At 34.5% G+C, this 12,545-nt stretch carries 5 protein-coding genes and 3 tRNA genes; all 8 read right to left on the reverse strand.

All coding sequences use genetic code 11. The features are described 5' to 3' along the window. Positions 1-150: 150 nt before the first annotated feature. Positions 151-7,605: an LPXTG-anchored DUF1542 repeat protein FmtB gene (gene fmtB / locus HMPREF3247_RS01520; RefSeq protein ID WP_064130054.1), complete on the reverse strand. Its 7,455-nt coding sequence runs from the start codon at positions 7,603-7,605 to the stop codon at positions 151-153. Positions 7,606-7,882: 277 nt separating this feature from the next. Beyond that, positions 7,883-9,238 (reverse strand): phosphoglucosamine mutase, encoded by a 1,356-nt coding sequence (glmM, locus tag HMPREF3247_RS01525; protein WP_000521495.1) that lies wholly within the window; start codon positions 9,236-9,238, stop codon positions 7,883-7,885. A gap of 26 nt (positions 9,239-9,264) precedes the next feature. After that, the gene (locus tag HMPREF3247_RS01530) at positions 9,265-10,197 is read right to left on the reverse strand and encodes a CdaR family protein (RefSeq protein ID WP_000894032.1); all 933 of its coding nucleotides are present in this window, start codon (positions 10,195-10,197) and stop codon (positions 9,265-9,267) included. Between the two features lies 1 nt (position 10,198). Then, on the reverse strand, positions 10,199-11,008 hold the full coding sequence (cdaA, locus tag HMPREF3247_RS01535) for a diadenylate cyclase CdaA (RefSeq protein ID WP_000347896.1): 810 nt from the start codon (positions 11,006-11,008) through the stop codon (positions 10,199-10,201). Positions 11,009-11,196: 188 nt separating this feature from the next. Next, positions 11,197-12,105 (reverse strand): arginase, encoded by a 909-nt coding sequence (gene rocF, locus HMPREF3247_RS01540; protein ID WP_000167867.1) that lies wholly within the window; start codon positions 12,103-12,105, stop codon positions 11,197-11,199. A gap of 136 nt (positions 12,106-12,241) precedes the next feature. Further along, positions 12,242-12,314: transfer RNA gene (locus HMPREF3247_RS01545), tRNA-Lys, on the reverse strand. Positions 12,315-12,317: 3 nt separating this feature from the next. Beyond that, positions 12,318-12,392, reverse strand: a tRNA-Gln gene (locus tag HMPREF3247_RS01550). A gap of 9 nt (positions 12,393-12,401) precedes the next feature. Continuing rightward, positions 12,402-12,485, reverse strand: a tRNA-Tyr gene (locus tag HMPREF3247_RS01555). Positions 12,486-12,545: the final 60 nt, after the last annotated feature.

Raw genomic sequence — 12,545 nt, forward strand, 5'->3', positions numbered from 1 at the left:
TAATAACTTGTTTTATTTTCGAGCCACAGCCACCTATTCGATGGCTATTGGTCATTACTAAAACAAATTCATATTAACTGTTAGACTTGGTTACTTAGTAAGGAATATTTCCCTATGAAATAACTAGATGTTCACATTCTTGAATAAATTTTATTCTTCAGTTTGTTGGTCTTTCTTAGTGGATCTTCTAATTAAGAATGCCATACCTGCACCTAGAGCTAATTCAGCATATGGTAAATCGTCATTATGTGACATACCAGTATCTGGTAAAGTTTTAGCTTGTTGTTTAGGCTTATTAACTTTTCCTTGTTGGGCTGATTTTGTCTTAGCTTGGTGGTCGTCAGTGTTAGTTACATTAAGCATATCTTGATTAGCACTATTGCTTCCATTTGAAACTGTAGCTAATGACGCCTTCATATCATTAGTTTGCATATCTTTAGCTTTATTGTTTGCAACTGGGCCAACTGATGTTTGCGTATCATTAGTATCTGCTGTTGCCGTATCATCTTTTTGGCTAACATTAGTTGAAGTCATTTTATCTTTTGCTTCAGAAGATGCAGATGTTGATGGTTTATTCGAAACTTCAGTATCAGCTTTGCTTGGCGATTTATCTGCTTCGTTAGATGCAACGTTAGTTTCAGACTTAAGTTGTCCTGCATCAGTTTGATTTGTCGTACTTTCTTCTTTATCTTTTGATGTATTAGAAGGTACATTTGGTTCTGTTATGTCTGCTGAAGGCAATGTTTCAGTTGTTGATTCAACCATACTTTGATTTGTTGAATCTCTACCATCTTTTTCTGCCTTAGCTTTATTTTCAGATTTTGGTTGTGCAACCTTGCCATTAGTTGATTGAGATTCAGCACTATTATTTACTTCAGCATTTTGTTTTGAATCATTTACAGATGCATTATCTTTGCTATCAGCAGATGATGCTGCTTCTGTGCTCGCAGTTGTTGGAGCCGTTGCTGTTGATCCTGTTGGTGCATTCTCGTTTGTTGCTGTAGTTGTACTATTGTTATTTGTTGTGCTTTCTGCTGGCGTTGCATTATCAGTTTCTGTTACAGGTTTATCAGTTGTGCCGTTATTAGTTGATTCTACTTCTGGTTTACTAGTTACATCGTTATCCATTGTCGGACTGTTTGTTGATGCATCTACACTAGAATTGTTATTAGCTTGCGGTTTATCATTTGCATCATCAGTTGCTGATGTTGCTGTTGTTTCACCTGTTGCCGCATCACTATTATTTGGTGTTGTCGGAGAAGCGTCTGCTTTGCCATTATCTGTCGTCTCAGATTCGTTAGGTTGTCCAGTATTTTCTGGTGTTGCATTAGCATTTGAATTTGCTGTTGCATCATTATTATCTATACCATTATTAGTATCATTAGCATCTGGATCATTCTGAGGCACAATCGCTTCAATTGCAGGTATCGTTACATTTTGTAATTCAGCAACTTCTGCATTTGTTTGTGTTTTATCTAATTTATCAGCAAATCTGTCAAAATATCTACCTAAATCCGTACGTGCAATTTCTTTCGCCGATGCATCTGCATCTGCATTTTTAATTATTTCTATTTGCTTGTTAACCACTTCTCTGATTGCTTCCAAAGCATTTTTCTTAACTTCAGGATTAATACGTTGTGCTTTAAGTTGTTCAAGCGCACTATTTTTGACAGTAGCGATTTCTGCATTTGTAGTTTGATCAGAAATATCTTCAGTTGCTTTTGATAAAATGTCTTCTAAAGCATTCGTAAACGCTTCTTTTTCTTCAGTTGTAGCATCAGCGTCGACATTTACACCTGCTTCAATCTGGTCTAGTGCAGTTTCTAATTCTTCGATAGCTTTTTGTTTTTCTGTTGAGTCGATTTGAATGTTATCAAATGCTTCAAGTCCTTGAGCTTTCGCTTTTTCAACTTCAGCAGTTGTTGTTGCATCAGTAATACCTTGTTTAGCTTGATCTGTAATTTGTTTAATCATTGCTAATGCTTCAGTTTTTTCTTCAGCAGTTAACTGGTCACTTTGATCAATAGATTCTTTCGTATCTTCTGCTTTAACTTCAATAGCTTGGTTCGCTTTAGGTTTAACAGTAGCATCTACTTGAATAGCATCAATTGCTGCTTTACCTTGTGTTAATGCATCATCAACGTCACCATTATCCACACCATTATTAATGCTTTCTAATGCAGTTTGAACATTTTGGTCAACTTGCTTAATTGCTTGTTGCTTTTCATCTTGTGTTGCATTAGTGTCAGCTGAAATATTATTTTTCTTTTGATCTGCATAAGCATATAAATCTGTTGTAGCTGTTTCTTTTTTACCGGTTGGAATTGTGTAATCATTAATATTATCTAAGTCATTATGGATTTGAACTTCAATGTCATCTTTAGAAGTAGCTTGATTAACATTTTGATCCGCTGTTTGTTTTAATTCAGCGAGTTTTTGTTTCGCTTCAGCAATTTCACTTGAAGTCGATGCGTTAGAGTTATCCGCTTCGTTTACTTTAGCATTATATGCATCTGCAATTTTAGCTAAAGCATCTTTTTTGTACTCACTAAATGTTTTAACTGCATTAATTTTAGCTTTTCCTTCTTTAACTGCATTATCAACATATTCATTTGTTGATGATTGATCGACATTTGTTTTCGCTTGATTTAACGCTGCATCAACTTCTTGTTTTGCATCGTTAATTTCTTGTTGTGACGCATTTGGTGTTTGTTCGATTTGTGTTTTTCTATCAGCTGCTGCTTGATCTAAAGCAGTTTTACCTGCTGGCTTCTTAACAGGATTTGCATGAAGTTGTTGAACTTTTTGTACCGCTGTGTCTTTAGCAGTAGTTACATCACCTGTTGTATTTGCTGTATTTATATTGTTTAAACCTTCTTCATATGTTGCTCTAACTGGTTCTATATCTTTTCCTTTTTCTTCATTTGTAGTCGTATTATCACTAAGAATTTCAGTTATTTTATTTTGCATTTCAGTTAGCAATTCCGCTCTAGCATTCGTTTTAACATCTGTTGATGCTTGAATTGGGTCAATTGCTTGAATTGCATTTTCTTTTGCAGTGTTTACATCATCGATTGACTGTGCATTTTCAATATTTTGATTACCTTGTGTTAATTGTGCGTCTACTTGTTGGTTTGCTTGTTCTTTTTCTTCAGTAGTCGCATCTGCAGTTTGTGCAATAAGCGCTTTTTGTTCGTTTGCTTTTGTTGCTAATTCATCTTTCGCAACATCTTTAATTGTTGTATCTGCAGTAATACCTTGAATATCAGCAACTGCTTGATCTTTAATTTGCGTAACATCATTAGTTGTTTGTGCATTTAAGATATCTTGATACGCTTTTTCTTTAGCTTTTAAAACTAAATCTTTTGCTGCATTTTTCTCTTCAGTTGTAGCACCAGTTGTATTATCAATTGCTTGATTTTGAGTTGTCACAGCTTGATCAACATCATTTTTAGCATTTGATTTAACCGCTGTTGCTGGTTGCGTGCTTTGAATTGAATTCTTTCCAGCGTCTTTCGCCTGATCTACACCATTATCATCAGTTGCAGCTGTAATATTATTTTTCGCGTCTGTAACTGCTGTTGCTAATTGTTGAATAGCTGCTTCTTTTTCTTCAGTTGTAGCGTTCTGATCATTATTGATAACATTTGTTTGCGTTGCTTGTAATTGATCAATCTCATCTTTAGCCGCTTGTTTCTTCACAACTTTTGGTGTTACCGCATTAATTGCTGCTTCTGCATTTGCTTTAGCTTCATCAACTTGTGCGTTAGTAGTTGCTGCTGAAATGGCTTGATTTGCTTTACCATTTTCAGTATTTGCTTCAGCATCAGCTGCTTGTTTTTCTTCATCTGTTGCATCTGGCGTAGCTTGAATCTCTTGCAATTTGTTATTTAAAATTGTTGTGATTTCATTACGTGCAGTTGCTTTTTTATTAACTGTTGGTGTTACTTGATCAATACTAGTTTCACCTGTCGTTTTCGCTTGGTCTACATCATTTTGACTATTAGCAGCTTCAATGTTGCTATTTGCTTGTGTCACAGCATTATCTACGTCCGCATTAGCCGCTGCAATTTCTTCAGCAGTAATGTCTTGCGTTTGAGCGATTGCTGTTTTACGTTCATTCGCTTTCGTAGCAATTGCTTCTTTCGCATTATCTTTAGTTGTTGTTGCTGGCTGAATCGCTTCAATTTTAGCAATTTCTGCATTTTTAGCCGCTTCAACTTCCGCATTTGTATGTGCTGCATCTATTGCTGCATCAGCAGTCGTTTTTTCAGTTTGGGCTTGTTGTTTTGCAGCTGTTTTTTCTTCTGTTGTTGAACCGTTATTAGCATCTATTGCTGTTTCTTGAGCTTGTACTTTATCTGCAATTGCTTGTTTCGCTTGAGGTTTAACATTTGCATCAGGTGTAATGGCTGCGATTGTAGCTTCATTTGTAGTTTTTGCATTATCTACATCTGTATTTGCTGTAGCATTATCTATATCAGCGTTTGCAGTAACTACTGCTTGATCAACTTTGTCTTTCGCTGCTTGTTGTTCTTCAGTAGTCGAATCATTCATTGCTTCAATTGCAGTTTTGCGTTCACTTGCTTTTTGAGCGATTTCCGCTTTAGCATCCGATTTCTTAGTTGTGGCCGCTTGCACTTGATTAATTGCAGCAATACCATTGTCTTTAGCTGTTGTTACATCACTGTTTGTATTTGCAGCATCAAGATTTGTTCTTGCTTCTTGCTTTTTAGTATCTAATTCTGTATATGCAGCTTGTTTTTCTTCTGTAGTTGAAGCATTGCTATTTTGAATTTCTTGTTTACGTGTATTATATGCGTTTTCTACTTCCGTATCAGCTGCAGGTTTAACTTTTGCTTGTGTTTGAATTGCATTGATTTTATCTATTACTTTTGATTTTGTATCAGCAACTTCCTGTTTTGATTTAACAACTTGGATGTCATGTAAACCTTGCTTTTGAGCTGCATCTACTGCTGCATCAGCTTCTGCTACTTCTTCATTTGTTGCATTTGAAACTGTAGCATTTTGAGCTTTTCTAGCTGTTGCAGCTTGTTTAACTTCATTATAGGCATCCATTTTTGTTTGCGTAGAGTCAGTAATATTTTCAATTTTTGAGATTTCTTCGTTTTTAACTCTTTCTAAATCTTGTGCAGTCGTTGTCGCTTCAATTGCTTTAACACCAGAAACTTTAGCTGCATTAATACGTTCAATAGCTTCCGCTACTTCTTCATTTGTTGTATCAGGATTTAAAGGTGCTTGATCAATTTGTGCTTGAACAACTTCGTCAAATTCTTCAAGAGCTGCTGCTTTAGCTGTTGTAGCAGGTGTAGTTTGATTAATATCATTGATCGCTTTTGTTTTAATGGCTTCTACTTGTGCATTTGTTGTTGCTGCATCAATATCTTTAATTGCCTTTGTTTCAATTTTACCAATTTTATCATTTGCTACATCTTTTTCATCTTGTAATGATGCATTTGACTTTTTAATTTGTTGTTTACGAGTTGTAACTGCTTGGATAATATCTTGTTTCGCTTGAGGTTTAACTGTTGGTGTAATCACATCTTGTTCTAACACTGCGATACCATTATCTTTTTCAGTTGTGACACCTTGTGATGTTGTTTGTTTATTAATTTCTGCGATTGCATTATTTTTATCATTGTTAATTTTAGTCACAAGCGCTGCAACTTCATCTTGCGTAACTTTTTTACTTTGTTGTGCTGCTGTAACCTTTTCTTGAGCTTTAGCATCTAATTCAGCAATTGCTGCTTGATTATCAATTAATGCAGCTTGTAATTTAGTTACTAAACCGTCAATATCCGCTTGAGATGCACGATTTGCAGTTTCAACGTGATTCGCATCTTCATTTAAAATAGTGTCTGCTTGTTGTTTAAGTTTATTGTATTCTGCAATTGATGCTGTTGTGTAATGACTATTATCAACTTGTGAGTTTACTTGTTGTTGCAACGCATCTTTGTTCATTTCAACCGCTACTGAAAATGGATCTGCAGTTAGTGTAACTTCTGGTTGCGCATTATTAATTACAACATCTGAAGCAGTACGATATGTTAATTTTTCATTAAAATCAATATTTTTAGGTGTATCGATATTCGCAACATTAACTTTATATGATAATTTTAAAGATTTATCTGGGAATAAAACTTCTTTAGTGTGTGTACCACGTGCCGTTGTCACACCTTGGCTTGTAAATGTAACTTTATTTGCATTTTGATCATAATTAACAGTCATATTTTTCAATACTGTACTGTCTTCATTACCATTAGGGAATGTTGTAGTTAATGAATCATTAACGTAAGTTACACCTTGTGGTAATGTTACTTCATATTTAAATTGATCTGCTTTTAATGAAGCACCAAAATTACCATTGTTACCGATTTCAGTATTAATAGTATATTCTTTATTGTTAGTTGCTTTCGGTGCTAAATCTCTATTTTTGACATATAAATGTGATCCTGAGAATAGACCTACATTATCAATGAATGAATAGTATTTATAACCATCTTTATTTGTTGTAATTCTTGAAGCATCAGCAACTGCTGTATTGTCAGGAATAAATTGTAAATCTAAACGATCAGCATCAGTTGGTACTTTAAATAAATGTGCAGTACCAGTCTTAGCAACATTTACAGTTGCTAATTCAGTATTTTTCTTAGCATCTTTAATAACTAAATTTGTTGCACCTTGCTTACTATTCGTTTGCATAGTAGTAAAGTTAATAATTAATTCTGAATCTGGTTTTACATTTACAGTTTTTGAAATACCGTTAAAGTTACCATGATCTGTAGAATCATTTGCATTCACACGACCTAATGCAGCCACGTTTCCTTTAGCTTGATAGTTTTGAGGGTTATTCTTATCAAACATATCGCTTCGTCTTAATTCTGAGTTAACGAAACCAATCTTACCGTTGTTAATTAATGAATAACCATTTACTTTATCTGTAACAGTTACAGTTGGATCCTGTCTATTCTCATCTGTTGATATGGCAGGATCATCAAATGTTAATGTCGTATTAATACTGCCTTCACCAGTATTGCTAGCATTTGGATCTTGAGTTTGTGCGTTTGCTGCTACAGGTGCTGCTGGTTGCGCTGCTGGTTGCGCTGCTGCTGGAGCATTCGCTGGCTGTGTTTGATTTGCCGGTGTTGCATTATTATTAGGTGTTGCTTGGTTATTTCCTTGACCTGCTTGGTTTGCCGGTGTTGCTTGATTTCCAGGTTGTGCTTGTGCAGCGTTATTCGGATCAGCTTGATTACCTTGTCCAGCTGGTTGTGTATTTGGTTGTGCTGCTCCTCCTGCTGGATTAGCCTGTCCACCTTGGTTTGCTGGTTGTACTGCTGGTTGTCCTTGGTTGGCAGGTGCAGCTGGCTGTGCTGTAGGATTAGCTTGAGCACCAGCATTTGCGTTAGGCTGTGTATTGGCATCAGCTGGTTGTGCTGGTTGATTTTGTGCAGGCTGATTTTGCTCTGCTGCAGACGCTGTTGTCGGGTTAGTAGATATAAAAGTAACAGTGGCAATTAAAGCTGAAAAAATACCGACATTAAATTTTCTGATACTAAATTTTTGTTGTCTGAATAAATTCATTAAGTCATCCTCCTGGTTGATTATTCTCGCTGTTAAATGATTTCACTTAATCAACTGTTAAGATAAGTAGTAGCATCTGCGTTAAAAACACAAAGCAACTCTATCTAATTAAAATTAATTTTATCATCATTATATATTGAGTACCAGTGTATTTTATATTACATATTGATTACTTTGTTTTTATTTTGTTTATATCATTTTACGTTTGTACTATAAATTATTTCTAGAAACACAAAAAAACCGATGCATACGCATCGGCTTATTTGTAATACAGTATTTATTTATCTAATCCCATTTTATCTTGAACCACATCAGCTATTTGTTGTGCAAATCTTTCAGCATCTTCATCAGTTGCTGCTTCAACCATGACACGAACTAATGGTTCTGTTCCAGAAGGTCTTACTAAAATTCGACCTTCTCCATTCATTTCTACTTCTACTTTAGTCATAACTTCTTTAACGTCAACATTTTCTTCAACACGATATTTATCTGTTACGCGTACGTTAATTAATGATTGTGGATATTTTTTCATTTGTCCAGCTAATTCACTTAGTGATTTACCAGTCATTTTTATTACAGAAGCTAATTGAATACCAGTTAATAAACCATCACCAGTTGTATTGTAATCCATCATAACGATATGCCCAGATTGTTCCCCACCTAAGTTATAATTACCGCGACGCATTTCTTCTACTACATATCTGTCTCCAACTTTAGTTTTATTAGATTTAATTCCTTCTTGTTCAAGCGCTTTGTAAAAACCTAAATTACTCATAACAGTAGAAACAATCATGTCATTATTCAATTCTTGATTTTTATGCATTTCTTGACCAATAATAAACATAATTTGGTCACCGTCAACGATTTGACCATTCTCATCTACTGCTATGATTCTGTCTCCATCGCCGTCAAATGCTAACCCAAAATCACTTTCAGTTTCAACTACTTTTTCAGCTAATTTTTCAGGATGTGTAGAGCCACATTTCTCATTGATATTATATCCATCAGGACTACATCCAATTGTTTCAGTATCTGCTTCTAAATCACCAAATAAGAATGGCGCTAGTGATGATGTTGAACCATTTGCACCATCTAAAACAATTTTCAAACCTTCAAAGTTAACATCTACTGTTGATTTTAAATAGCTCAAATATTTTTGTGCCCCTTCAAAGTAATCTGAATAATGTACAATATCATTGCCAACTGGTCTTGGTAATTCTGGGTTTTCTTGATCCAACAATGCTTCAATTTCATTTTCTTGTTCATCTGATAGTTTAAAACCATCTGATCCAAAGAATTTAATACCATTATCTGCAACTGGATTATGAGAGGCTGAAATCATTACACCTAACTCTGCACCCATATCGCGTGTTAAATATGCAACACCTGGTGTTGAAATAATACCTAATCGCATCACTTCTGCACCAATTGAAATCAAACCAGCTATTAATGCTGATTCTAACATTTCACCTGAAACTCTAGTATCGCGACCTACAAGTACACGTGGGTGTTTTTCACCTTTGTTATGTGCTAGAACATAGCCACCGTATCTTCCTAATTTAAATGCCAATTCAGGTGTTAGTTCTTGGTTTGCGACACCTCTTACTCCGTCTGTACCAAAATATTTTCCCATTGTTTACTCTCCTTTAATTTAGCTATTTATTTTACATTTATATAAGCCTTCGTTTCACTTGGTTGTGCTTTAGTGACATGTTCTGGTAAATTGATTTTTACAGTCTTTTCAGTTGATTCTGAAATACCATCTAAATCTACTTCTGCATCAACTTCGCTTATATTTTGTAAGTCATCTCGACTACCGAAGATTTCAATTTCTTTATCTTCTAAATCAATCGAACTTAACTCTTTATCATCTGCTAAACTACCTTTCTGTTTAACATTTACTTTAACCTTTTTGCTAAAAGGCTCTACTTTAACTTGTAAATTCACTTCATTAGGTTGAATCGATACATTTAATTTATTCAGTTTTTTATCAAAAGCCGTTACTTCTGCGACATCTTTTGTGTCACCATTAATCTTTTTATTAGTTTTAAAAGTGGCTTTTAAATAAGCGATATCATTCAATTGTTCTTCTCCACCTGTTACTTTAACTGTTTGTGGTGAAACTTCTTGCTTTGTAATTTTATAAAGTGGATCAATATCACTCTGACTTACATCAGGTTGAACTGTCATCTTTTTAGTTACTTTGTTTTCAAGCGTAATATTTGCTAATTTAGGTTTTACAGAATAATGAATGTCATCAGCTAACCCTTTAACTTGATACTTCTCTTGATATTTTCCAGCTTTAGCATTTGATAAATCAATCACTACTCTTAAATCTTCTGGATTTTCAATTTTTATTATCTTTGATTGTGGTCCTGAAATAGTCACATTAACTGTTTCAGGCGCTTTTGTTAAATGCAAATCTTTAGTGTTATAAAGAATTTCAACGGGTACATCTTGAATCGTTTTACTAGACTTTTGACCAAGATTACCAGTGTTAAAGATATTTCCAAAAACATTGTTAACAGATAAAAAGAAAAACAATGCCAAAAGAAAGGCAATAAATCTCAAGCCCCATTTACTTTCTAGCATATTATTTCACACCTTTCTTTTGAAAGCGTGTGCCAAACCAATGTTCAGCAAGCAACTCTTCAAAAATTTCGTTTGAAATGTCTCGTCGTAATTTTCCATCAAATGTTACCGAAATATCACCAGTTTCTTCAGATACAATAACGGTAAATGCATCAGATACTTCTGAAATACCAACCGCAGCTCTATGTCTTGTACCCAAACTTTTAGATATCTTAGGACTATCAGACAATGGCAAATAACTTGCTGCTGCTGCAATCTTAGTGCCTTGAATAATCATTGCACCATCATGTAAAGGTGTGTTAGGTATAAAGACATTAATTAAAAGTTCTTGCGAAATATTTGAATCCATTGCAATACCTGTTTCAATATAATCTTGAAGACCTGTTTCTTTTTCAAAGACAATTAATGCACCTATACGTCTTTTAGCCATATATTGCACAGCCTTTGAAACCGATTGAATCAATTTCTCTTCATCTTTACTATACGTATTAGAAGTATAGCGTTTTAAAAAGCTACCTCTACCAAGTTGTTCTAACGCACGTCTAATTTCTGGTTGGAATATTACTATTAAAGCTAATACCCCCCATTGAATAACGATATCGAATAATTTAGATGTTGCAGTCAAGTTCAATATCATACTTATCTGCTGACCAATAACAATTACTAATATCCCTTTAAGTAATTGTATCGCTTTAGTTCCCTTAAAGACCGTGATGAGAAGATAAAGTACATACCAAACTATCAGTAAATCAAGGATACTCGTTACAATTTTTAACGTACTGAGGTTTTGAAAAAAGTTGGAAAAATCCATAACATCTCCTCCGGGTAATATTTTTCCATAATACCCATTATACCAATCATTTACATCACTGTCATACGAACATATATTTAAATAGAAAAAATTTATTTTAAAGATTATAACTACTCTTAATCATTTTAGTGAATTAAAAAAAGTAGTGCAAAAAGCAAAATATACTTTATACACTACAAATCATTTATTTATAATAAAGTTTCACCAAAAAATGTTCCAACTAATGAAACCGCTTGTTCAGCAGTATGATTATTACTGTCAATCAATGGATTTACTTCAACTAAATCCATTGAGGAAATTAAATGTGATTGATGCAGTAATTCCAATGCAAAATGGCTTTCTCTATAACTAAGACCACCCAAAACTCTAGTACCAGTGCCTGGCGTTTCAAGCGGATCTAAAGCATCAACATCTAAAGATAAATGAACGCCATCAACATTGCGTGACTTCAAATATTCTATTGTATTTTCAATTACTTCCTTTATCCCCAATTTATCAATATCTGACATAGTAAATGTTTTAATATTATGATCTTTGATAAATTGTCTTTCACCTTTATCTAAATCTCTCATACCAATTAGTACGATGTTTTCTGGCTTGATTACATTACTATTTAATTCTAAAAGTTCTTTGGGACCTTCGCCTGTCAAAATCCTTAGAGGCATACCATGAATATTTCCACTTGGTGACTCTTCAGGTATATTTAAATCACCATGTGCATCATACCAAATAACACCTAAATTATTATAATGTTTACTTATTGCTGATACTGAACCTACCGCAATAGAATGATCTCCACCAAGAACTAGAGGAAATCTGTTATTTTCAATTGATGCTGAAACCTCTTTATTTAATTTTTGATTAACATCTATAATTTCATCATAATTTCTTAATCCTTTTTGTTCACTATGAAATTTTTCAATGTTCACAGCAGGTACCTTAATATCCCCCTTGTCATATACATCAAGGTCTAATTGCTTTAATCTTGAAATTAATCCAGCATATCTAATTGCTGTTGGTCCTAAATCAACACCTAATTTTCTTTGTCCAAATGTTGATGGTGCACCTATAATATCAATTGCTTTTGTCTTTGTCATAAGCGTCCCCCTTTGCTCTATGTAATTAAAGAATAATGTATGCGCTTACCATTATCAAGCAATAGCTACACATATAATCTGTTTATCTTATTACTTCATAAAAAAAGCACTTCCCAAAAATGGAAAGTGCAAGTAGTGAGCCATAGAGGATTCGAACCTCTGACCCTCTGATTAAAAGTCAGATGCTCTACCAACTGAGCTAATGGCTCTAATGGCTGGGCTAGCTGGATTCGAACCAACGAGTGACGGAGTCAAAGTCCGTTGCCTTACCGCTTGGCTATAGCCCAATATATAGATGGTGGAGGGGGGCAGATTCGAACTGCCGAACCCGAAGGAGCGGATTTACAGTCCGCCGCGTTTAGCCACTTCGCTACCCCTCCAGCTTATTCATATAATTAAATAATCAAAATGGTGGAGAATGACGGGTTCGAACCGCCGAC

Source organism: Staphylococcus sp. HMSC36A10 (genome assembly GCF_001838845.1).
GTDB lineage: Bacteria > Bacillota > Bacilli > Staphylococcales > Staphylococcaceae > Staphylococcus > Staphylococcus aureus.